We start from the raw sequence: 23379 nt of genomic DNA, 5'->3' as shown, positions 1-23379 counted from the left end.
TCGGCTGCGGCTGCAGCGACGATTCAGTGACCGGGCTTGGTGGTTGCTTCTGCCTTGGATGCATCGCGATCGCGTTCCAGCCGCCGCCGCGACATGTCGACCCGCCATTCGGATAGCTGGCGGTCGCGCAGGAACTGATGCACATGCGTCATGTGGTGCTGCGCTGCGTCCCGCGCCGTGTCCGGATCGCCGGCGACCACCGCTTCGTAGATGGCCCGGTGCTTAGGCGATCGNAGCAGCATGTCGCGTGCGCCAGGGCAGGTGTAGAGCTGCATCCGATTGAACACCACGTCCTTGCGCAACATGCTGAGTAGCCCGCGCATCACGTGCAACAGCATGATGTTGTGCGACGCTTCGGCCAGAGCCATGTGAAAATCCGCATCGCGTTCGGCTTCTTCGGAGGGGTCGTCGATGTCGTGCGCCGCCTCCATCGCCTGGTAGCGCTGGGTAATCATCGCCCGATCCGCCTCGGTGCCGCGCAGCGCCGCATAGTAGGCGCTCATGCCATCAAGGGTGCCGCGCAGTTCGAGAAAATCGAGCGCGGCTTCCGGATGGCGCTGAAAAATCTCCGCCAGTGGTTCGGTAATCGCCGAGACGATGGCGTTGCGGATGTAGGTGCCACCGCCATGCCGGGTTTCCAGCAACCCGGATGCCTCCAGCTTTTGCAGCGCCTCGCGCAATGAGGGCCGGGAGACTTCGAGTTCTTCCGCCAGTTCACGTTCCGGTGGCAGACGGTCACCGGGCGCCAACACTCCCTCGAGGATCATGCGTTCCAGTTGCCGCGCGATGACGACAGCGAGCCGTTCCTGCTTGATCTTCGGATACTGCATCTCCTTGGGCGCTCCAGTGGCAAAGGGATCGTGGCTGAACCAGGGGTGCTGTTCCTTGGCCGCTATTCCTTTGCTGACCACTAGATCACTTTACCGGACGCGGCGCCTTGCGTCTTGCGCAAAATCAACGGCTGGGGGCTTGACGCGCAGCTGAGGCAAACCAGCGGCTATCTTACCATGAAAGAACAAGCGGTTATGGCGGATCGCCGCCAATGGTCAAAACACTTTACCACTTGACCAATTAGGTGCATAGCTGGTACGCTCAATTTTCATACGGTGGAATGTGTCGGGTCGCGATGACCGCAGACCACTTCCCTCGATGCGTAAAAAAGGCTTGCCGCGGTCGTCCAGGCGTAAGGCAAGGGGGCTAACAGCCCCAAAGAGGCTAATATGGGAGGACCTCGTCCATGGCTCGTCCACAGACGAATGCTGCTGTTGCGTCTCAATCATACCACGAATCTCTTGCTACCGCACTCGCCAGCATTCTGCCGTCGCAACGGTTGATTCGCGATCCCTTGCGCACCCTTGCCTATGGCACCGACGCCAGCTTTTACCGGCTGATCCCGCAGGTGGTCGCTATTGTCGACAGCGAAGCCGAGCTGCAGGAGTTGCTCCGCCTCGCGCGCATGTACGGTACACCGGTGACCTTCCGTGCTGCCGGCACCAGCCTCTCCGGCCAGGCGGTCACCGACTCCGTCCTCGCGGTCCTGGGTGAGGGCTGGAACGGCGTCGCCATCAGCGACGACGCATCGAGCATCCGGCTTAAGCCGGGAGTGATCGGTGCCGAGGCTAACCGCCGCCTGGCACCCTTCGGTCGCAAGATCGGTCCCGATCCGGCATCGATCAACGCCTGCAAGGTCGGTGGCATTGCGGCGAACAACGCCAGCGGCATGTGTTGCGGGACATCGCAGAACAGCTATCGGACGTTGGCGTCGATGCGGATCATCTTCGCCGACGGGACGCTGCTCGATACCGGCGATGCGCAAAGCCGCGCTGATTTTGCCGCCTCACATCGCCATTTTCTGCGCAAGCTGAGCGAAATGGGCGAGGCGACCCGAGCGGATACGCCACTAGCCGAGCGTATCCGCCGCAAATTCTCCATCAAGAACACCTGCGGCTACAGCCTGAATGCATTGGTGGATTTCGAGGATCCCTTCGACATCCTGCAGCATCTGATCATCGGCTCGGAAGGTACGCTCGGCTTCATCTCCGAGATCACCTACCGGACCGTGCCTGAATACGCCGACAAGGCGAGTGCTTTGATCCTGTTCCCCAGTGTGGTCGAGGCCTGCGAGGGGGTAATCCGGCTGAAGCGGACGCAGGTTGCCGCCGTCGAACTGATGGACCGGGCCAGCCTGCGCTCGGTGGAAGACAAGCCGGGGATGCCCGATTTCATCCGCGGCCTTGCCGCCGACGCAACCGCCCTGCTCGTCGAAACCCGGGCGGAGGATCACGAGCATCTGGCGGCGCACATCCAGCAGATCACCGCAGCTCTCGCCGGCCTGCCGACGCTGTTTCCGGTGGAGTTCACCGACAAGCCGGCCGAATTCGAGCGGCTGTGGAACATCCGCAAGGGACTGTTCCCGTCGGTGGGGGCGATGCGCGACGTGGGCACCACGGTGATCATCGAGGACATCGCCTTTCCGATCGAAAACCTCGCCGCGGCGACCGGAGCATTGCAACAACTGTTCGTTGAATACGGCTACGGCGACTCGATCATCTTCGGTCATGCCCTTGAAGGCAATCTGCATTTCGTCATCACCCCGGACCTGGGCCAGTCGCAGGAGGTGGATCGCTACGCCTGCTTCATGGACGCGCTGTGCGATCTGGTGGTCGGCCGCTTCGACGGCGCGCTCAAGGCGGAGCACGGAACCGGGCGCAACATTGCACCTTTCGTCGAGCGTGAGTGGGGGAGCAGGNCCTACCGGCTGATGCGCGAGATCAAGGCGCTGTTCGATCCGGAAAACCTGCTCAATCCTGGAGTAATTCTAAACGACGACAAGCAGGTGCATCTGAAGAACCTGAAACCGCTGCCGCCTGCCGATCCGTCGGTGGACAAGTGTATGGAGTGCGGCTTCTGTGAGCGGATGTGCCCGTCACAGGGACTGACGCTGACGCCGCGTCAGCGCATCGTTGGCTGGCGGGAGATCTCGCGGCTTGCGGCCATCGGCGAGACCACCAACCAGGGTGAACTGCGGTCGCTCTACGCCTACCAGGGGCTTGATACCTGCGCCGCCTGCGGTTTATGCGCGATGGCCTGCCCGGTTGGCATCGACACCGGCATCCTGACGCGGGTGGTTCGCGCCGAAGATCGTAGCGACACGGATCGGCGCATCGGCAACTGGGTCGCCGATCATTTCGGCCTCGCCACCCGCGCCACCCGCGCCGGTCTCGGTGGAGCGCAAGTCGCACGGCGACTGGCGGGTGATGCAATCCTGGCTAAGTGGTCGAAGACGTTGCGGCGGCTGAGCGGCGATCGCACGCCGCAGTGGATCGACAGCATGCCGACCGCGGCTGCCTTCAAGCCTGTCGCGGCAGCAAACGGCGATGCTCGGCCGGCGGTGGTCTATTTCCCTAGTTGCGCCTCGCGCACCATGGGGCCTGCCGCCGGCGATCCGGAAACCGACACCTTGCCGGCAAAGACGGCGTCGCTGCTGGAAAAGGCAGGCTATCGGGTGATTTATCCGCAGGGTCTGGACAGTCTGTGCTGCGGCCAGCCCTTCGATAGCAAAGGGCTGAAAGACGTCGCCGACCGCAAGACCGAGGAGGTTCGCGCCGCACTCGCCGCCGCCAGTCGGGACGGCGAGTTGCCCATCGTGTCTGACACCAGCCCCTGTTCCTATCGGCTGCAGGCGCTGCCGCAGCGTCTGCGCCCCATCGACATTGTCGAGTTTATCCATGACCGCCTGCTGGCGCGGCTGACGCTGCACAAGCGGCCCGACGCGGTGGCACTGCACGTGACTTGCAGCGGCCGCAAGATGGGGCTCGAAGGCAAAATGAAGGCGATTGCCGCCGCCTGCAGCGACACCGTCGTTGTTCCCGATGGTGTCGGCTGTTGCGGCTGGGCGGGTGACAAAGGCTTCACCACACCCGAGTTGAACGCGCACGCGCTGCGCTCGCTCAAGGACTCGCTGCCGGTGGATTGCTCCGCCGGCTATTCCAGTAGCCGAACCTGCGAGATCGGCCTGTCGAAACACGCAGATCTGCCCTACCGCTCCATTGTCTATCTTGTCGACGCCTGCTCAACAGGTGGGTAAACAGAAAGAAAAACTTTCTGAGCCTGCGTGCGATTAAAATATCCATAACACGCTTTGGGAGGCAATTTAACGTGAATACCTGGACACAGATTTATACTCCTGTCGGAGGCAGCCTCTGGTTGTCCTCTGCGGTGGCGGTCATCCCGATCGTTTTCTTCTTTGTCGCGCTGGCGGTTCTACGGTTGAAAGGCCACGTGGCAGCGATAATCACCGTCGCGCTCGCCGTGCTCATCGCCGTGATCGCCTATGGCATGCCGGTCTCGATGGCGCTTGCCGCCACCGGCTACGGCTTCCTCTATGGTTTGTGGCCGATCTCCTGGATCATTGTCGCCGCGGTGTTCCTCTACAAGTTGACGGTCAAGACCGGCCAGTTCGAGATTATCCGCGCCTCGGTGTTGTCCATTACCGCCGACCAGCGGCTACAGATGGTATTGGTGGGCTTCTGCTTCGGCGCTTTCCTCGAGGGCGCGGCCGGCTTCGGGGCGCCGGTAGCGATTACCGCCGCCCTCCTTGTCGGCCTCGGGTTCAACCCGCTCTATGCCGCCGGTCTTTGTCTGATCGCCAACACGGCGCCGGTGGCCTTCGGTGCGCTGGGTATTCCGATCACCGTCGCCGGCAAGGTGACGGCAACCGATCCGTTCCTCATCGGCCAGATGGCAGGCCGGCAGCTGCCGCTGCTGTCCTTCTTTGTCCCGTTCTGGCTCGTTTTCATCATGGACGGCATACGTGGCGTCAAGGAGACCTGGCCGGCGATTTTCGTCGCCGGTGCCGCCTTTGCCATCTGCCAGTTCTTCACCTCCAACTTCTGGGCTTACGAACTGCCGGACATCACTTCGGCGCTGTTCAGCCTGGTGGCGCTGTCACTGTTCCTCAAGGTCTGGCAGCCGGCGAACCTGTTCTCGTTCCAGGGTGTCGGTGCGCAGGCGATGCCACCGACGCTGCCACGCGGCGACTATACGCTGGGCCAGATCGTCAAGGCATGGTCACCGTTCATCGTCCTGACGATCATGGTCACCATCTGGACCTTGCCCGACTTCAAGGCGCTGTTCACCGGTGATGGGCCGCTTGCCTGGTCGATGTTGTCGCTGCATATCCCAGGCCTGGATAATCAGGTGATCCGCGGCGTGCCGATCGTCGCGAAGGCGTCCCCTTATGCGGCGGTTTACAAATTCGACGTCATCGCTGCCACCGGTACTGCCATCTTTATCGCTGCCGTCATCTCGGCCTTTATCCTCAAAGTAAGCGCGTCGACCTTCTTCAAGACGTTCGGCGAGACGATGGTTGAACTGCTGAAGCCAATCTTCACCATTGGTCTGGTTCTCGGTTTCGCCTTCATCGCTAACTACTCCGGCATGTCCTCTACTCTCGGCCTGGCATTTGCTGCCACCGGGGCTGCCTTTCCCTTCTTCTCACCCTTCCTCGGGTGGCTCGGCGTCTTCCTGACCGGCTCCGACACCGCCAGTAACGCGCTCTTCGCCAACCTGCAGAATGTGACGGCGCAGCAGATCGGGGTTAATCCGATCCTGACCATCGCCGCCAACACCACCGGCGGGGTGACTGGCAAGATGATTTCACCCCAGTCGATTGCCGTCGCCTGCGCCGCCGTTGGGCTGGTGGGCAAGGAATCGGACCTGTTCCGCTTCACCGTCCGTCACAGCCTCTTCTTCGCCACGGTCATCGGCATCATCACCTACATCCAGGCCTATTTCCTCCCCTGGATGATCCCGATGGTGGCAGCCCACTGAGGTTGATCGCCATCGCCCACGGCTTCCGGTCGTTGCACCGGAAGCCGTCCGGCCGCCGTGCCCGTTCGCGATGCCTCCCAGGTCGCGGGCGGGCCGGCGGCCTTCTTTGTGCAGCGTGGCGACGGACAAAAAGAAGGCCCCAAGAAGGGGCCAGAGGCACGGGAGGGACCTGGGTTGGAAGGACGCATGACGCCTCAAGGGAGTGGCGAGCAGGACGCCGCGCCGTGCAGGGCTCGCGCCTGGGTGCACGCCCCGTTGTACAATCCCTTGAAATTATTGGAATTATTGGGGCCGGAAAGCGACGACGCGCCCTGGATTTTGATGCTGGCGTCGGTGTAGCCCCACGAGGTGGTCGCAAAGACGACGTTGCGATATGGCCAGTTGCCCAGCGACCCTGAGGTATAGCTGGTGAGATCACCGAGGTTGGCGAAATGCCCACCACCGCTGGAACCGCCCTGCATGCCGGAGCCGTAGAGGTAATCCCGGGTGTCCGACACCTCCAGGTGTTCCCCCTGGGTCATGTAGGTGCCGCTATAGTAGTTACCCGGATAGCCAAGCTGGGTCAGATACCAGTACTTTTGCAGGCAGTTGCTGGTGCAGAAACTGACATAGCCGGTAGAGGCGCCAAGCTCGACTGAGGTTCCGGTGCGCTTTCTTAGCGTGAAGACGCCCACATCGTAGCCGGCGTCAAGGTTACCGTTATTGTACCAGCCGCTCGTGGTGTTGACCCAGTAAACCGGCGCCGACATCCCAAGGTAAGGATAGCCCGGATAGAAGGTGGCGCTCCTGATCCAGCCCGCGGCCTTGTTGCCGCCGTCGTGGACGCAGTGCCCGGCGGTCACCCCGATCGAACGGCCGATCAACTGCGCGGTACAGCGGTAGCTGCCGCCATTGGAAGCAACGAACACAAGCCAGCCCACGGTGCGATAGGGAAAGTCGTCCGCCAGTTCACTGTCCAGGAGGCGATCGGTGTAGTGGTAGACCGTGCTGAGGCTGGTGCGACCATAATCGAACGGCGTGATGCTGTTCTGGGCGACATCGCTGGCGGCGATGGCGGGCTCGGCGACACCGGCGGCCCTCTCCACTGTTTTCGGGCCCGGCATGCCGGCGATGATCTTCGGCGCTGCTGTGTTGTCGGCGGCCAGCGGATCGATCAGGCTGTGTGCCTCCTGCGGCAACGCTGAGAGTTGCGGCGTCGGATACGGCTTGTAGCTGTCGAGCATCGCCTTCAGGCTGAGCTGCTGGGTGGCAGTCGATGCGCCGAGCGCCTGGCCGCGTGGCGTCGTCACCGCCGCCTGCGCAGCATTACTCGGCGAATTACTGCCCGGGGCTGCGCCCGGATCGGCTGCCTGACAGAAACCCGCTGAGGCAAAAAACGCCATCGCCGAGGCGACGGACACAAAATATGAACGGGTATGCATCGTTTTATCCTCTCCTCTCCTCGCGCAGGCGCTTAGTGCGCCCTGAACGCTCCCGGTATGCGGATACATCAGCATCGCGCCTTGAAAAACGAAGGAAAGTTTAGGCGGCTCATATCATCAGCGTGTGAGCGCCGTGTAACTGCGAAGTGAACGAGATTGGTGGCGGTCCATGGGGCCGGACATGGCGCGCAGCGGCGTGGTGTTGGGCGCTGGGGCCCGGTGCCGCCGTGTCGCCGAGGACGATTTCGCCGTTGCCCGAGTGCAGCGTCTGTCCGAATCACCCTCGCGTGTGCCAATGGCCGGAATGCAGCTTACTTGGAAGTATCGTGCGCAATCCAATCCGGTATTACTGTCTTCTATTTTCAATGAAATCCCGTTCATGCCGAGAGGATGTGAAGGCCACAATTGGGGTGTATCGTTGTTATAATAAGAATTATTGTGCAAGTAGGGCCTTGAATTGCTGTAATGATGAAATTGACGCCACCATATTCGCGTGTTACGATCATGTTTGATTTGATTATTACCGAAGGGGGGGCTAAAAATGCAATCTTTGCGTGTGTTCGATGGGTCGTTCGCCGGGTTGGGAATCGTCGCCCTCTCCCTGACTCTGGGTGTCTCGGCGGCTGCGGGGGCTGCCACGCCGACAATGTTCCTGGAATCGGCTGCGATCAGCGGCGCGGCAACCACGATCCGTGTCAACCGGGTGCCGGTGCGGACCCAGGCTGGCACGATCATCTACAAGGACATCTCGCTGCCATTCATTGTCGATGGCAAAGGCAACGTCACGCTGGACCAGGTTGGACTGAGCATCGTCGCGTCACCGACCCTGATCACCAGCGCTTTCAAGCCGGGAACCTACAACGGCATAAGTGATTCGAATTACGTTGTCGGCAGCCCGGGCAGCGCCGGCGGCGGCCGGGTCAGCGGTTCGATTCTCGGCACCTCATCTTATTATGGGTTCAGTGCGAATTGGGTTTCCGGGCCGATCGCCGGCCACCCCTATCAGGCGGCGCTCATCAAGGCCGGCATCACCTCGGCGACACAAGCGTATGGAGTCGTAGGATATGTATACTCTACATCCTTCCTCCCCGGCTGGCATGCCGGCGATATCGTCGGTGCCGTACAGACCAGCAACACGTTACTGCTGACCAATTACGGAACGGACAACATCCCCGACACCGCGCTGACGTTCACGCTGTGTCCGACCTCGGCCGCCTGCTGAGCGAGGTTGATCCTCAACAACCGGGGAAGATACTTTCTGCCTCCTGGCTGGCGTGGCCCCGGGTTCAGGCAAAAGCGTACATCTTGTTGGGAATGGCATTCGAAGCGAGCTGATACGTGGCGGTTCAGCCGGGCAGCAAGGGGGAGGCGGGTCCGTCGGCTAAGGCGACGGGCACGTCCCCTTTCAGGCCAACGCCGCTCAGCTTCAGCCGCCGGGACTCGGTCAGCAGCCAGGCGAGTTGGGCGGCGGCGGCGTCGATCGGCATTCCGCCCGGGCGGATGTTGGAGAGACAATTGCGCTCGGCATCGGAGGAGTCGCCCCGGGGCGCCCAGGTGAGATAGGCGCCGAGGCTGTCGGCCGCTGACAGGCCCGGCCGCTCGCCGATCAGCACCACCACCATCCGCGCTCCGAGGCTGAGGGCGATGTCGTCGCCAAGCGCCACCCGGCCCTGATGGGCGAGGACGACCGGCGCCAGCCGCCAGCCGTCGAGGCGAGGGACGAGTGCCGCGATCAGTGCCGCTGCCGAGGTATGCACCGCCAGCGCCGACAGCCCGTCGCAGACCACCAACGCGAGGTCGAAAGCACCGGCCGCGGTGGCGAGCTGGGCGCGATCGCCGTCGTCCAGCCGGCGGCCGAGATCAGGGCGGCGCAGGTAGCTGGCGCGGTCGGCGGCCTGCGAGCGGACGATCCGCGTTGGCAAAACCGTAATCGCTGCAGCCACCGCCGCGGCATCGAAGGGCAGATGCACCGCGTCGCGGGCGCGGGCGTGATCGAGCTGAAACTCCAGCAGCCGCGCCGTCGGCAGTCCGTCGCCGCTGCGTCCGAGGGCGATCCGCGCCGCAGTGTGGCGGCTGATCCCTTGCCAGGGATCGCGGGCGGCCGGCTCGTCGGTCATGCCGGGACGTGGGCGAGANAGGCGCCTGGCACCGCTGTCGCCAGTGATCTGCGGCCGAATGCGCCCGGCCGTATCTGCGATTGCCATCGCCGCCAGCCACGTCTCGAACTCCGGTGCCGGCTTCAGGCCGAGGACGGAGCGGAGGTAGAGCGCATCGTGAAAGGAGGTGCTCTGGTAGCCCAGCATGATGTCATCGGCCCCCGGCACGCCCATGATGTACGTACATCCGGCGACGCCGAGGAGCGTCAGCAGGTTGTCCATGTCGTCCTGATCGGCTTCGGCGTGGTTGGTGTAGCAGACGTCGCAGCCCATCGGCAGGCCGAGCAGCTTGCCGCAGAAGTGGTCTTCGAGGCCGGCGCGGATGATCTGCTTGCCGTCGTAGAGGTATTCGGGACCAATGAAGCCGACGACGGTGTTGACCAGCAGCGGCGCGTAGGCGCGGGCGACGGCATAGGCGCGCGTCTCCATTGTCTGCTGATCGACGCCATGGTGGGCGCCGGCGGAGAGCGCGCTGCCCTGGCCGGTCTCGAAGTACATGACGTTGGTGCCGACCGTCCCCCGGCCGAGCGCCAGTGCGGCTTGCCGCGCCGCGCGCAAGAGGGCAAGGTCAACGCCGAAGCTGCGATTGGCCGCCTCCGAGCCGGCGATCGACTGGAAGACGAGATCGATCGGCGCCCCGGCTTCCATTGCCCTGAGCGTCGCCGTCACGTGGGCGAGAACACACGACTGGGTGGGGATGGCGTAGCCGGAGATCAACTCGTCCAGCATGCGCACCAGTGCCACCGTCTGGCCGACGCTGTCGGTGGCGGGATTGATGCCGATCACCGCATCGCCGCAGCCGTAGAGCAGGCCATCGAGCACCGAGGCGGCGATGCCGGCGGGATCGTCGGTGGGGTGGTTCGGCTGCAGGCGCACTGACAGCCGGCCGGGCAGGCCGATGGTGTTGCGAAAGGCGGTGATGACGTGGATGCGACGGGCAACGGCGATCAGATCCTGATTGCGCATCAGCTTTGAAACTGCGGCGACCATCTCCGGCGTCAGGCCCGGTGCCAGCGCCGCCAGCGCCTCTGTCGTCGCCGCATCCGACAACAACCAGTCGCGCAAGCCGCCGACGGTCAGGCTGGCAACCGGGCGGAAGGCGGCGTCGTCATGGCCATCGATGATCAGCCGCGTCACCTCGTCGTCCTCGTAGGCGACGACCGTCTCGCTGAGGAAGGTAGCGAGCGGCAACTCGGCGAGAGCGCAGCGGGCGGCGACGCGCTCCGCATCGCTCGCAGCCGCCACGCCGGCCAGCACATCACCCGACCGCAAGGGGGCGGCGCGGGCCAGCAGCGTCTTCAGATCGGCGAAGACATGGCGGCTGTCGGCAATGGTGGCGGTGTAGGCCATCGGCTCAGGCGCTCCCCGCTGCCGCCATTCGCAACTGGGTCATGCGTCCACGTCGCCGCGCGCCAGCGCGCCTTCCATCGTCGGCACGCCGACGAGCAATTCGTCGTGGTGCGCGGCCGCGCGCAGGTGGCTGGTCAGCGCGTAGTAGACGAAGGCAAGGACGAACATGGCGACGAAAATGAGCCCGATCATCTGGTTGAAATAGAACATTACCAGCAGCGAGCCCACCGACAGCACCAGGGCGATGGCCGGAAACACCGGATAGAGCGGGGCAACGAAGGGCCGAGCCAGCGCCGGCTCCGTTGCGCGCAGCCGGAACAGGGCGGCCATGCTGATGATGTAGAGCACCAGCGCCCCAAACGCCGACATGGTGATCAGCTCGGCGGTCTTGCCGGAGAGGATGGCGATCACGCCGATGACACCACCCATGATCAGCGCCCAGTGCGGCGTCTGGAAACGCGGGTGAATGGCGGCGAGGAAGGAGGGCAGGTAGCCGGCACGGGCGAGGGCGAACATCTGCCGCGAATAGCCGATGATGATGCCGTGGAAGGAGGCAACGAGGCCGAACAGGCCGATCGCCACCAGCAGGTGAGTCATGCCGGCATCCTTGCCGACCACCATCGCCATCGCCTCCGGCAGCGGATAATCGACGTTGCTGAGCTGCCGCCAGTCGCCGACGCCGCCGGCGAGGATCATGACGCCAAGTGCCAGCGCCACCAGGGTGATGATACCCGAAATATAGGCGCGAGGGATCGTCCGCGTCGGATCCTTGGCTTCTTCGGCGGCCATCGCCACGCCCTCGATGGCGAGATAGAACCAGATAGCAAAGGGGATCGCCGCCATGATCCCGCCAATCCCGTAGTCTTCGTTATGGGCGAGGAAGTTGGTGACCGAAAAGCCGGGGGCAACGACGCCCATGAAGATCAGCAACTCGATCACCGCCAGCACGGTGACGAACAGCTCGAACACGGCAGCCGCTTGNATGCCAAGAATGTTGACGCCGACGAAGAGGAGATAGGCGACGATCGCCACCCCCAGCACCGGCACCGTCGGGAACATGAAATGAATGTAGCCGCCGAGGGCGTAGGCGATGGCGGGCGGGGCGAAGACGAATTCGACCAAGGTGGCATAGCCGGCGACCAGACCGCCGAGCGGGCCGAAGGCGCGGTGGCTGTAGGCGAAGGGACCACCGGCATGGGGGATCGCCGTCGTCAGCTCGGTGTAGGAGAAGATGAAGGTGGTATAGAGGACGGTGATGATCAGCGTCGCCCACATGAAGCCGATCGTCCCGGCTTCGCGCCAGCCATAGTTCCAACCGAAGTACTCGCCGGAAATCACCAGCCCCACCGCGATCGCCCACAGGTGGATGGTGCCCAGCGCCCGTTTCAGCGTCGGCGACCCGCTCATCTCCGCAACTCCTTGTCCCGCTATGCCCATTGTCGGCAAGCAAGATCAAGGCCAGCGTGAGGGGGGCGAGCCGCATCCCCTGCGTCTGCTGCCGCCCTTACCCGCACCCCGTCGCTGCCGCGCCGCGCCTCTCCCCCCCCACGCGTCAGGACGCGCGGGCGAGGGGCGCGCCTGGCTGCAAATCCTCCGACGCATGACGTCAGGCGCGGCTGGCTTTGTCTATAGGCGGTTAAGTGGCCGTTCATCTTTTTCGGCGACACTGGGCCTGTTCAGGACAGGGTGGGTTGTGCGCCGATGATGATCGTCAAGAACTACGTTGCGCCCAGTGACATCCACGGTGTGGGCGTCTTTGCTGGCGAGGACATCAACCAGGGAACCCGCATCTACGAATTCGTCGAAGACATCGACATCGTCATGACGCGTGAAAAGACCCTCACCTATGGTGCTGAGTTCGCGCGCTTCATGCGGATCTTTGCCTTCGTTGATCCTGGCGACCGGACCATGGTGATCTCCGTCGATAATTCACGCTTCATGAATCATGCGGAGCAGCCGAATACCGCCTGGGATGAACAGTTCGGCTGGGCCACCCGGGACATCCGCAAAGGTGAAGAACTCACCTGCGATTACTTCACCTTTTGGTTCGAACCGCCGTTCGCCAATCCGAGCGAATAAGCAACCGCGACAGCCCCTAACCACGGAGGTACCGATGCGGCGCGCCGCCATCTTGGCGATTCCAGTAGTGACATTTGTCCTGAGCCAATCGGCCAACGCAACGGACGTGGCAACGGCAGAGGATTCCCCCACGGCGATTGTCACGGGCGATCTGCAGGGCACCGATGCCAGCGACGACGCGGTGGCCGAGGATGCGGCGGCAGAGACCGACGGCGAGGGCGCCGCGTCGTCCGACGCCGAGCCAGAGCCCGGTGAAGAGGCAGAGGATGCAAGTGTACTGCCCGGTGAAATTACCGCCGACGTTGCGCTGGTTTCCGATTACATCTTTCGTGGCATTACCAATACTGACCACAATCCGGCTATTCAGGGCGGCCTGACCTACAGCGTCGATGTCGGGTTGCCGGACGCCCAGCCCTATGTGGGCTTCTGGGGCTCGAACGTCGACTTCAACGATGGCGGCGAGGCGTCGGTCGAACTCGATCTGACCTTCGGCTTTTCCGGAACAATTGCCGATCTCGATTGGGATATCGGCGGGCAATACTATGCCTATCCGGGAGCGAATTCGAATCTAAATTATAACTATTGGGAAATACCGCTGCATCTGAGCTATGCTCTGGATGATCATTTCTCGCTGCAGGCGCAGTACTCGTACTCACCCGACTTCTTCGCCAATTCGGGGAACGCCCACTACCTTCTTGCCGGGGTGCGTTGGCAACAGCCAATACACGCCGTGACGCTGGGTGTCGAGGCGACCACCGGGCATCAGTGGATCGAGGACAACGCCACCTATGGCGTAGACAACTATCAGGACTGGCGCGTCGCCGTTTCCCTGACCGTGGAGAAGATCACGTTAGGGATAGCCTATACCGACACCAATCTCAGCAAGAGCCAGTGCTTCTCTGGCACCAATCAATGCGAGCCGCGCGTTACCTTTTCGCTTGGCGCGTCTTTTTGATGCGTGTGATGCGGCATTGTTAGTTCGGGAGTATTGGCGGGTTACCGCTTTGGGGGAGGCGAGAGGAACGTGAACATCCGCGCTAAAGTGCTAAGCGTCATCGCCTTCGCGCTGTTGATGTCGGCGATTGCTAACTTTTTCGTGCTGAAAATCCTTGTGTTCCCAACTTTCCTGGCGTTGGAACAGCAGGCGGCTAAGCGCAACATTCAACGCGTTATTGAGGCGATCAACTCGGAGATCGAGGACGTCGACAAGACGTTGTGGGACTATTCGAGCTGGGATGACAGCTACAAATACGCCAAAGGTGGCGACAAGGCCTATCCGGTAAGCAATCTTGCCGAAGAAACTCTGCGAAATCTTCATCTCGATATTGCCGAGATCTACAACTCGCGCAAGGTTAAAATCTTTTCTGTCGTTTTCGACCGCAAGCAAAATCAGACGCGGCGGGTGGACTGGACGCTGGGTGGATTAGGCGAGAATCATCCGTTACTGACGCACCCCGATGACAACAGCAGGATAGCCGGCGTTGTCCTGACCCCGGATGGTCCAGCGTTCGTCGCTTCGCGGCCAATCGTCAAGAGTAATGGCGAAGGCCCTTCGGTTGGTACATTTCTTTTCGGTCGATTCGTCGACGACGATCTGATTGCCAAACTCAAGGAGAAAATCAAAGTCGACTTTACCGTGACCCTGGTCGATGCGCTGGCCGAACCGGCGAGTAGCGCATATCGGCAAATTCTCGACTCCGACGCGTCGCATTTCGTCGAGGAGACGGACAAGGATCAGCTGACTGCCTACTCGCTGATCCGCGATGCCCAAGGCAAGCCGTTGTTGCTGGTGTCGGCGAAAGTCAAGCGCGACATCTCGCAAATCGGTCAACGGGTGCTTGTCGCCTCGGTCGGCGGCGTCGCAGTCACGGCGATCGTGATCATGGCGGTCCTGGCGGTCCTCCTGCAGTGGGTCCTTGTCGGGCCGCTGGTGAGGCTTACCCGGCAAGTCGTCGAAATCGGTGCCGATGGCGCCCTCAGCCGCCGCGTCGCCCTGCCGCGGCGCGATGAGATCGGCATTCTCGGTCGTGAATTCGATCGCATGCTGGCGAGCCTTGCCGAAGCACGCAACCGGCTGCTGGAGCACTCGTATCATTCCGGCATCGCCCACATGGCTTCCGGCGTTCTGCATAACCTGCGCAACCAACTGATGCCGGCGATGACGCGGGTAGAACGGCTGCAGGAGCAGATCTCCGCCCGATCGACGACGCAACTTGATACTGCTGTTGCCGAATTCACCTCAGACCGGATGGCGCCGGAGCGCAAAAGCAAAATCGCCGCTTACATCGCGCTGTCGGTGCAGGACTTGCAGCATCGGCAGAACAGGGTTGCCGATGATTTGACCGCGATCTCCCAGGATCTCCTTCGCGTCGAAGACGTTCTGGGCGACTTGGATCGCTTTAGCCGCATCGGCAACAAGATCGAGGCGATTTCGCTCGCGACCTGTATCCAGGAGACACTCGCAACGGTGCCGTCGTTCCCGGACGTAGCGGTCGCCATTCACGTTGACCCTGAGATCGAAACGCAGCCGGCGGCAGCATCCGAAAGCTTCGTGCTGAAGCACGTCCTGCAAAACCTCTTCGTCAACGCGATCGAAGCGATTGCTGCCTCCGGCAAGGCTGCAGGAACAATTGCAGTTTCGGCCTCCACGCGGCAGCTCGATGGCGAGGCGTTCATCGACCTGGCAATCCGCGACGATGGGATCGGCATTGCCGCCGAACACCTTGCAGACATTTTCAAGCGCGGCTTTTCCACCAAGAAGGAAAGTAAACGCGGGGCTGGACTTCATTGGTGTGCAAACAGCGTCACTGCAATGAATGGAAAAATATTCGCCGAAAGTGCTGGTATTAATCAGGGCGCAACTCTTCACGTTCTATTGAAGCGTGCCGATACCTCGACCAATACCGCTTAGGAAGCTTACAATGATCCCTGATAACGAAAAAAACGTCAGCGCTCCTCGCATCCTTATCGCAGACGATGAACAGGGCATCCTCGATGAATATGCCTCCATTCTGGCGGGGCCGGCTGAACCGGACGATCGACAGAGCAAACTGGCGGATCTTGAAGCTGAACTGTTCGGCAATACGCAAGAACAGCCGCAGCAACCGCAATTCTCGTTGTGCCTGTGTCGCCAAGGAGACGAGGCGGTACGCGCGGTCGAAGACTCGATTCGCGAGGGACGTCCGTTCGCCATCGCATTTCTCGACGTCCGGATGCCGCCCGGACGGGACGGGGTCAATGCTGCAGAGCGTATCCGGAAGTTGGACGGAGAAATCAATATTGTCTTCGTCACCGGCTATTCCGATATCAGCCCAGATCAGATCCACTCACGAGTCCCACCGCCTGATAAACTTCTCTATTGTCAGAAGCCTATTCATGCGAGTGAGCTACGGCAGCTTGCGTACACGCTATCGGCCAAGTGGCTAGCGCATCGTAATTTGCAGACGACAAGACAGACACTGGAGCAGGTGGTCGCGTCGACGTCTGTGGTTGTTTACAGTTCGGCGCCGGCGCGCGATCAATCACCAGCCTTGGTGAGTGACAACGTCAGTCGTCACTTCGGCTGGGACCCGGCGTCCTTCCTCAGCGATCCACGGTTCTGGATCGAAAGAGTCCATAGTGAGGACCTGCCACGGGTCTACGCGGCGCTGGAGCAAATCCACCAACTTGAGGAAGTCTCGATCGAATATCGGTGGCGGAATTCCTCCGGCGAGTATCGCTGGGTGAGTGACCGGATGCGGATTCTGCGCGACGCGTCCGGCAGGGCGCTGGAACTGGTTGGCTGCTGGTTCGACATCACGGAACGCCGCGACGCGGAGGCGCGGATACGCCAGCTGGCCTACTTCGACACGGTGACCGGTCTGCCCAACCGCCTGCTGATGGAAGATCTGCTTCAGCACGGCCTGGCGATGGCGGAGCGTTATCGACACCGCCTCGCGGTGCTCTTTCTCGATGTGGATAACTTCAAGCGGATCAATGACACCCTCGGTCACCACAGCGGCGACGCCCTGCTGCGTGAAGTTGCCAAGCGTCTGCTCTCCTGCGTTCGCAAGAGCGACCTCCTCCTCAGGCAGGGGGAGGTGGAAAACCTGCTGGCGGAACAACAGCACGAGTCAGTCTCCCGCCTCGGCGGCGACGAGTTCGTGCTGATTCTGTCGAAGATAACTGACGCCGTCGACGCCGACCGTGTCGCCGTCCGGATCGCCGAGGCGCTGTCGCAGCCCTTCATTTTTGAAGAAGACGAGGTGAGTATCACCGCCACCATTGGCATCAGTGTCTATCCCGACGACGGGACCAGCGCCTCGACACTGCTCAAGCACGCCGATATGGCGATGTACCATGCGAAGGAGCAAGGCCGGAACTGCCACCGCTTCTTCTCGGAGACGATGCGTATCCCGGCGGCACGCCGCTTTTCCATCGAAACGAAGCTGAGCAAGGCGCTCGAGCGGGGCGAGTTCGTGCTCTTCTACCAGCCGCGGATCGACATTGCCAGCCTGAGGGTCGTCGGCATGGAGGCACTGCTACGCTGGCAGCAGCCGGACGAAGGCTTCGTCATGCCGGGCGAGTTCATCCCGATGGCGGAAGAAAACGGCCTGATCCTGCCCATCGGCGACTGGGTGTTGCAGGAGGCGTGTCGGCAGACTGCAGCCTGGCACGCTGCCGACCTGCCACCCCTCGTGGTGTCGATCAATCTGTCTACCGTCCAATTCCGCCATCGGTTGCTTGCCGATCGTCTTGCCCAGGTGCTCGCCGATACGGGGATCGATCCGTCGTTGATCGAACTCGAACTAACCGAAAGCGTGCTCATGGAGGACACCAAGTTGAGCGCCTTCCTGCTGTCCCGGATCAAGGATCTGGGGCTCAAGGTGGCGATCGACGACTTTGGCACCGGTTACTCGTCCTTCAGCTATCTGAAGCGCTTTGCGTTGAATACGCTGAAGATTGACACGTCCTTCGTCAGTGACCTCAACAAGGATCCCGGCGACGAAGCCATCGTCAGCGCCATGATTGCGCTCGCCCATCAGTTGGGCCTGCAGGTGGTCGCCGAAGGGGTAGAGGAGACCCACCAGCTCGATTTTCTCCGCTCGCGAGGGTGTGACGAGGCGCAAGGCTATCTGTTTAGCCGACCGGTCGCCGCTGCAGACTTCGAGCAGTGGGTTCGCGACCGTGAGCGCTGTGCCCAGTTTACCGGCCGGCCCAGGGCTATCGGAACGTAGCGTCTGACGTGCGCCGGCAGCTAACTAAATGTTAGGAATGATCCCTTAGACTCACATGCATCGCAGTGAAAGAGGGGATGCTGAAGATGCATCAGCGCACGATACACCATCATAATTGTGTTGAACGGCCTCAGGAAAAACTCGGAAAATATACGTACATTTATATAGCACCAACACCCGAGTGCGGACTTGGCCTGTTCACGGCTCGACCGATCGCAGCGAATAACATCGTCCTGGATGTTGCTGACGACAGGTATCTGGCCGCGGCTAAGCCCTATGCCCAGCTGATTCTTTCTGGGTTCACCCACACCGATATCTTTCAGGTTGGCCGTGATCTGTTTTTACCCNCCTATGGCGGCCTGGACGACTTTACCAACCACAGTTGCAATCCAAACTGCGGCCTGCGGGTCGACTCTTCGGGATTTGACATGGTCGCCCTGCGCGATATCGCGGCGGGGGAAGAACTCACCTACGACTATTCCACCCATCAGGAGCATCCCGAGGAAGACATGATCTGCCATTGCGGGGCTGCCTCGTGCCGCGGGGTCGTCCGCAGTTTCTCGACGTTGCCGGCATCCTTGCGTCGGCGCTATCTCGACCTTGGCATCGTTGCGTCATTCATCGCCGAGAGCGAAGGGCGAGCCTACGCAAGTTATTGAGTGCGATCGACGAGCATGGGCGCGCAACTCGCCCGCGCCCTCCGCTGCTACGTCCGACGGCCCCCGGTCGTTCTCCAGCTGGCCCTCCTGGCCGCACTCCTGTCGGCGGGAATCGTCGTCCTGATGGCGGTTGGTTCGGCTCAGGTCCTGGTCAGCGAAGGCAGCGAAGCGCTGCCGATGGTCTACCTGATCCTTGCCGTCGTGTCGGTACCGCTCGCCTCGGGAATTTCCGCGGCACTCGCTCGCTGGTCGGTGGCGCGCATCAGTGGCGCGGTGTCGTTCACCTCGATGGTTGTCGTTCTCGCACTTCGGGTGGCGCTCGAACTTGGCCTTCCGGGTGCCTCACCTGCCGTCTGCATCGCGGCCTATGCGCTTGAGATCGTCTTCGACACGCTCTTCTGGCTGTCGGCGTCTGAACTCCTGCCGACCATCGAGTTGAAGCGGCACACGCCCTTCCTCGCTGCCGCTTTCGGACTTGGCGGAATCTTCGCCGGGTTTGCCGCGACTGCATTTTGCCGCATTTTTGCCGGTCAGGATTTGCTGCTGCTTGATGCCGGCTTCTTCGCGCTGTGTGTCCTCCAGTACCACCGCATCAGCCGTTTGCTTGCCTCCGCCAACGAGGAGGTCGCCGAGGAAGCCGAACCTGGTGTTCTTGAATCACTGAAGGCGACGCTGGGAGTGGTGCGCGCTTTCCCCATTACCGGGGCCATCGCCGCCGGGGTGCTGCTGATGTCGGCGCTGTTCTGCCTGCAGGACTACCTGGCGATGACGACCTACGAAAATGCGTTTCCCGACGCCGACGAACTCTCGAGCTTCATGGCGATCGTCTATGCCGGCCATCAGGCGGCAGAACTGCTGATTCTCGCCGGATGCGGCAGGTTGATCCTTGAGCGGGCCGGTCCGGTTTTTCGCAACCTCATCTTTCCGGTAACCACCTGCGTCGGCCTTGTTTCCTTCCTCAGTTTCTGGAATCTGACGACAGCGGTGTTGGTCCATGCCAACGTCATCGCCCTGTCGAATGCCGTTTTCGAGCCGGTGAAAACGCTCAACTTCGCCGCCCTGCCGTACCGGGCGCTGGCGCAGGTACGGATGCTGGTGGATGGTGTGCTCTATCCGCTCGGCGTCGCATTGTCTGCCTTGGGACTGCTGTGGCTGCAGAGCTGGGCCGGCCTGCACTCGGTGCTCGCGATTTCGCTCGCCGTCGCCGTCATCTTTCTCGGGGTGTCGGCCATGGTGGGAGCGTGGTTCCTGCCCAACCTGCTCCGTAGCTTGCGACTGCGCGCCATCAACCCGGCTGAATACGCCCGCGCCGAGAACGGCCGGGCGTTCTCGGCCGGTGATATTCGCCAACTGTTGGCTCACCCTGACGTGGAGGCCCGTCGCTTCGGCGCCGATCTGGCCAGGACCCTGGCGCCGGAGCTGCTGTCCGCCACCAGCATCGCCGCTGGCGGCTGGGCAGCGGCGATGAACGCCGAGTGGCCGATGCCGAATCGGCGTGCCGACGCTGCGCTACCAGACGCGGGCCAAGATCACCGGGTGCTGTTGCGGGACGAGGACTTCGCCGCAGTGGGGGAGAGGCCACCGGCGATCGGTAGTCTGNGCGCATACGGAACGGCGTGCTGCGTGGAGCCGAAGGGCCGATGCGAAGATCTGGCGCCTTGCCATGTTTGACCGCAAGCCATCGTCANNGCACGGCTCGACGCTATCGGCCAAGGTCTGGAAGACCGTTCCATTGCCGTCCGTCGGGCCACCGCCGGTCTTCTTGCTCGCTTCGGCGCCACCGCGGTGCCGATCGCCGCCGTGCATTTGCACTCCGACCGGCCGGAGGTGGTGGAGGCGGCGATCCGCGCCCTGGGTGGCATCGGCACCCGACGGGCGGAACAATTGCTTCGCGAGCACCTCAAACCGCTTTATCTCAGGGCACAGCTCAATCTTGACGCCCTTGACGCCCTGCAGCGAATGGCCACGGCGCCAGATGCTCCCCGCCGCGCCCTGGAGGCGTGGCTGATCGACAGCAACCGCTGGATCATGCGCCGGGCGCTGGTGGTCAAGTCGGCGCTCGGCAGCCCCCGCGATGTCAAACTTCTCGATGCGCTGACAAGGGCGCGCGAGGCACGCACGCGCTCCGACGCCGTCGAGGCACTGGTCAATCTGCCGACCAAACGCTTCATCCAACCGCTGGTGCCGTTGCTGGAAGCTCGCGCGGACTTCTCCGCCACGCCTGAGGCCAACGGCAGGCGCCAGCCGGTTGCCGCGGCTGCCGATACCGAACTGACGCTCACATTGCAAAAAGCGACCGCGGACGACCCGTGGGCGCGACTGTTGGTGGCAAGGCTGCTCCAACACGAGGACCGGGGCGACGGTTCCCCAGGAGACGAAGCGATGCTGGATCTGGTTCTGTTCTTGAAGACGACACCGTTGTTCCGCGCCATCCCTTTGGAGGACATCGCCCGAATTGCCAGGTTGGCTGAGGCGGTGGCCGCGGCGGAAGGTGAGGTGCTCGCCGAGGCGGAAGCGCCGATACGCTACGTCTATGTCATCCGCAGCGGCACGGTCGCCTTGCGGTTCAACGACAGAACGGTCGAAGTTGTTGGCCCGGGCGCTTCATTCGGCGAATCCGCCGTCTTTGGCGAAGACCGGCACGCCGTTGCGTTTCGCGCGGCATCGCCGTCGCTGCTGTTGCGGTTCCCGATCAGCATGATCGCCGATCTCGTTGCCGAAAATCCGGAAATGCTCGGCCCCCTCGCCTTCGATCTGTCCACCCGTCTCAACCGCCTCCGCACCACCCTGGCGGCCGCAGGCGGCTCCGCTTAACGCTGCGCGCAGGTCGTTCCTGGCAGATTTATGCTTGGTTAAATTGGTAGCGGAGTAGGGAGTTGAAGCGCAGCCGGATTTTGCGACCGGAGGCGTGATTGGAGCGGCTTCGTCATTGTCTTTTCCCGGGCACTGAAGCCGGGCGATTTCGTCCTGGACGCCGGCAGCGAGGGGACAATCAGTGAGGTCGGCATGTTAGCCCGGTCTATTCACCGGGAAACAAGGCGCGTCGTGTGTTAAATTGGCGATGCGCGTAGTGGTTGTTGTCGGCGAGCGGCCTGGTTTCCGCCTGTCGCGGGCGGGCGCTCAGCTGTTTTCGATCACCACGCCGGCGGCTCGCATCTGCGCCATCGCCTGCAGGCCGCCCGCATGGCTGACCGGGCAGCTGCAATCGGCAAGAAGGTGCACGTCAAACCCGGCCGCGCGCGCATCGAGCGCCGTTGCCAGGACACAGACATCGAGTGCCAAGCCGCACAGCCACAGCCGACGAACCTGATGCCTGCTCAACAGGGTGGCAAGCCCCGTATGGTGGAAGGCCGAGTTCTGGTCCTCGTCGAATCGGGTGCCCTTGGTGACGATGATCGTCGTCGTCGGCAACTGCAGCTGCGGATGAAAGGCAGCGCCTGTGGTGTCCTGGACACAGTGTGATGGCCAGGGGCCATCATGCGCGGCGAAGCTGGGATGGACGTGCGGGTGCCAGTCGCGGNNGGCACAGATCGTCACCCCTGCCGCTGTCGCCGCCGCGATCCAGGCATTGATGGCGGGAATAATGGTGTCGCCATCGGCAATTGGCAGAGCTCCGCCGGGGCAAAAGTCGTTTTGGACGTCGACGATCAACAGTGCGTCGCCTGGCTGCAGTGCCTCGTTTGGTTTCATCATCGCCCCGTTCCTCCTGTCGTCCACCGATGCCGGCTGTCGTTGGCATTGACAGCCTGCATCAGTGAAACAAAATATGAGTTGCCTTACCTTAATTCGTAGTTGACATTTTTGCTGGCGCTCTGTTTTGCGCCAGCCGTGCTTTATCCGGTGCGGCGTTAACCGGTATGATGTGGGATCAACTCATGAGCGAGAAGAAGCGCGCGTTCGCCAAGTACTTCAAGCCAATCCGGCGCTGGGCAAACGAGGTGATCATCAATCGGTCGCTGGTCGGCGATCCGCCGGTCTTTGATCCGGCGACCTTTCCCTGGACGCGCAATCTCGAAGTGAACGNNTGGGAAGGCGTTCGCGACGAGGCGATGGAGGTCCGCAAGCATTGGGAAGCGCTGCCACCAATGGTCGACGTCGTGCCGCTGACCTACAAGATCACCACCGATGATACCTGGAAGACCTTCTTCTTCTGGTGCTACGGCGAGCGGATCGATCAGAACTGCGCCCGCGCGCCGCATACCGCCCGGCTGGTGGATCAGATTCCCGGCATCAGCATGGCGCTGTTCTCATTTCACAAGCCGCACCTGCACATCCCCCGTCACGTGGGGGTCACTAAGTATTTCCTGACTTGCCATCTGGGCCTGAAAGTCCCTGCTGAGTGGGAGAAGTGCCGAATCCAGGTCGATGATCAGACATTGCATTGGCATGAAGGCAAGACTATTGTCTTCGACGATATGGCAGAGCACGAAGTCTGGAACGATACAGACGAGTATCGGGCAATACTCATGATTCAGTTCCAGCGCCCGGTCAGTCTGGTCGGTCGACTGGTCGGCAATGCGCTGAAGACGGCAATTCGCCTCAGCCCGGTTGGCGACGAGGTCCGCGAACGTCTCGATACCTGGGACAAGCGCCTCACCGATTCCGAATCGCAGCGCGCCGCCTGACGTCCCTGCCTGCCGCCCCTGCTGCCTCCGAAGAGGGCGGC

16 protein-coding genes and 1 pseudogene are annotated in these 23379 nt (G+C 62.1%); 11 read left to right on the top strand and 6 right to left on the bottom strand.

Going from position 1 to position 23379, the window contains the following annotated elements:
* Positions 1-23: 23 nt before the first annotated feature.
* Complete coding sequence (locus HQ394_RS04075) at positions 24-830, bottom strand: FCD domain-containing protein (RefSeq protein WP_190262137.1); 807 nt, start codon at positions 828-830, stop codon at positions 24-26.
* A 407-nt stretch (positions 831-1237) separates the two neighbouring features.
* Between HQ394_RS04075 and HQ394_RS04070 the strand changes: the two genes are divergently transcribed.
* Positions 1238-4087, top strand: coding sequence for an FAD-binding and (Fe-S)-binding domain-containing protein (locus HQ394_RS04070; protein WP_190262136.1), 2850 nt, complete (start codon positions 1238-1240; stop codon positions 4085-4087).
* A gap of 71 nt (positions 4088-4158) precedes the next feature.
* On the top strand, positions 4159-5832 hold the full coding sequence (locus tag HQ394_RS04065) for a lactate permease LctP family transporter (protein WP_190262135.1): 1674 nt from the start codon (positions 4159-4161) through the stop codon (positions 5830-5832).
* A 194-nt stretch (positions 5833-6026) separates the two neighbouring features.
* On the opposite strand, the gene HQ394_RS04060 is transcribed toward HQ394_RS04065, so the two are convergent.
* A complete protein-coding gene (locus tag HQ394_RS04060; RefSeq protein WP_190262134.1) occupies positions 6027-7253 on the bottom strand; it encodes a trypsin-like serine peptidase in 1227 nt (408 codons plus the stop codon).
* A gap of 556 nt (positions 7254-7809) precedes the next feature.
* Here HQ394_RS04060 and HQ394_RS04055 point away from each other — a divergent pair.
* Positions 7810-8475: a hypothetical protein gene (locus HQ394_RS04055; RefSeq protein ID WP_190262133.1), complete on the top strand. Its 666-nt coding sequence runs from the start codon at positions 7810-7812 to the stop codon at positions 8473-8475.
* 124 nt (positions 8476-8599) lie between these two features.
* On the opposite strand, the gene eutC is transcribed toward HQ394_RS04055, so the two are convergent.
* The 3 genes and pseudogenes from eutC to eat all read right to left on the bottom strand — a co-directional run bounded on the left by eutC (position 8600) and on the right by eat (position 12166).
* Complete coding sequence (gene eutC / locus HQ394_RS19505) at positions 8600-9370, bottom strand: ethanolamine ammonia-lyase subunit EutC (protein WP_223292027.1); 771 nt, start codon at positions 9368-9370, stop codon at positions 8600-8602.
* Positions 9371-9403: 33 nt separating this feature from the next.
* Positions 9404-10759, bottom strand: a pseudogene (locus HQ394_RS19500) (ethanolamine ammonia-lyase subunit EutB); the annotation flags it as partial.
* Positions 10760-10798: 39 nt separating this feature from the next.
* Positions 10799-12166, bottom strand: a complete 1368-nt coding sequence (eat, locus tag HQ394_RS04045) for an ethanolamine permease (RefSeq protein WP_190262131.1) — start codon at positions 12164-12166, stop codon at positions 10799-10801.
* 294 nt (positions 12167-12460) lie between these two features.
* On the opposite strand from eat, the gene HQ394_RS04040 reads away from it, so the two are divergent.
* The 7 genes from HQ394_RS04040 to HQ394_RS21010 all read left to right on the top strand — a co-directional run bounded on the left by HQ394_RS04040 (position 12461) and on the right by HQ394_RS21010 (position 21767).
* Positions 12461-12838, top strand: a complete 378-nt coding sequence (locus HQ394_RS04040) for an SET domain-containing protein (protein ID WP_190262130.1) — start codon at positions 12461-12463, stop codon at positions 12836-12838.
* Positions 12839-12872: 34 nt separating this feature from the next.
* Positions 12873-13793, top strand: a complete 921-nt coding sequence (locus HQ394_RS04035; RefSeq protein ID WP_190262129.1) for a TorF family putative porin — start codon at positions 12873-12875, stop codon at positions 13791-13793.
* Positions 13794-13862: 69 nt separating this feature from the next.
* Positions 13863-15749: a CHASE4 domain-containing protein gene (locus tag HQ394_RS04030; RefSeq protein WP_190262128.1), complete on the top strand. Its 1887-nt coding sequence runs from the start codon at positions 13863-13865 to the stop codon at positions 15747-15749.
* A gap of 10 nt (positions 15750-15759) precedes the next feature.
* Positions 15760-18054, top strand: a complete 2295-nt coding sequence (locus tag HQ394_RS04025; RefSeq protein ID WP_190262127.1) for an EAL domain-containing protein — start codon at positions 15760-15762, stop codon at positions 18052-18054.
* A gap of 77 nt (positions 18055-18131) precedes the next feature.
* Complete coding sequence (locus HQ394_RS04020) at positions 18132-18713, top strand: SET domain-containing protein (RefSeq protein ID WP_223291830.1); 582 nt, start codon at positions 18132-18134, stop codon at positions 18711-18713.
* Positions 18714-20393: 1680 nt separating this feature from the next.
* Complete coding sequence (locus tag HQ394_RS04010; protein ID WP_223292026.1) at positions 20394-21527, top strand: cyclic nucleotide-binding domain-containing protein; 1134 nt, start codon at positions 20394-20396, stop codon at positions 21525-21527.
* A 114-nt stretch (positions 21528-21641) separates the two neighbouring features.
* A complete protein-coding gene (locus HQ394_RS21010) occupies positions 21642-21767 on the top strand; it encodes a hypothetical protein (protein WP_407644731.1) in 126 nt (41 codons plus the stop codon).
* Between the two features lie 66 nt (positions 21768-21833).
* On the opposite strand, the gene HQ394_RS04005 is transcribed toward HQ394_RS21010, so the two are convergent.
* A complete protein-coding gene (locus HQ394_RS04005; RefSeq protein WP_456151531.1) occupies positions 21834-22403 on the bottom strand; it encodes an isochorismatase family protein in 570 nt (189 codons plus the stop codon).
* A gap of 167 nt (positions 22404-22570) precedes the next feature.
* Between HQ394_RS04005 and HQ394_RS04000 the strand changes: the two genes are divergently transcribed.
* Positions 22571-23338: an aspartyl/asparaginyl beta-hydroxylase domain-containing protein gene (locus HQ394_RS04000; RefSeq protein WP_456151483.1), complete on the top strand. Its 768-nt coding sequence runs from the start codon at positions 22571-22573 to the stop codon at positions 23336-23338.
* Positions 23339-23379 lie beyond the last annotated feature (41 nt).

This window comes from Defluviicoccus vanus (assembly GCF_014672695.1).
GTDB classification, from domain to species: domain Bacteria; phylum Pseudomonadota; class Alphaproteobacteria; order Rhodospirillales; family Defluviicoccaceae; genus Defluviicoccus; species Defluviicoccus vanus.
This window is presented reverse-complemented; position numbering and strand designations above follow the sequence as displayed.

What these genes read in the sequence shown, in the direction of transcription:
- HQ394_RS04060 (WP_190262134.1), bottom strand. Translation starts at nt 7,253, where the DNA reads ATGCATACCCGTTCATATTTTGTGTCCGTCGCCTCGGCGATGGCGTTT.
- HQ394_RS04025 (WP_190262127.1), top strand. Translation starts at nt 15,760, where the DNA reads ATGATCCCTGATAACGAAAAAAACGTCAGCGCTCCTCGCATCCTTATC.
- HQ394_RS04040 (WP_190262130.1), top strand. Translation starts at nt 12,461, where the DNA reads ATGATGATCGTCAAGAACTACGTTGCGCCCAGTGACATCCACGGTGTG.
- HQ394_RS04035 (WP_190262129.1), top strand. Translation starts at nt 12,873, where the DNA reads ATGCGGCGCGCCGCCATCTTGGCGATTCCAGTAGTGACATTTGTCCTG.
- eutC (WP_223292027.1), bottom strand. Translation starts at nt 9,370, where the DNA reads ATGACCGACGAGCCGGCCGCCCGCGATCCCTGGCAAGGGATCAGCCGC.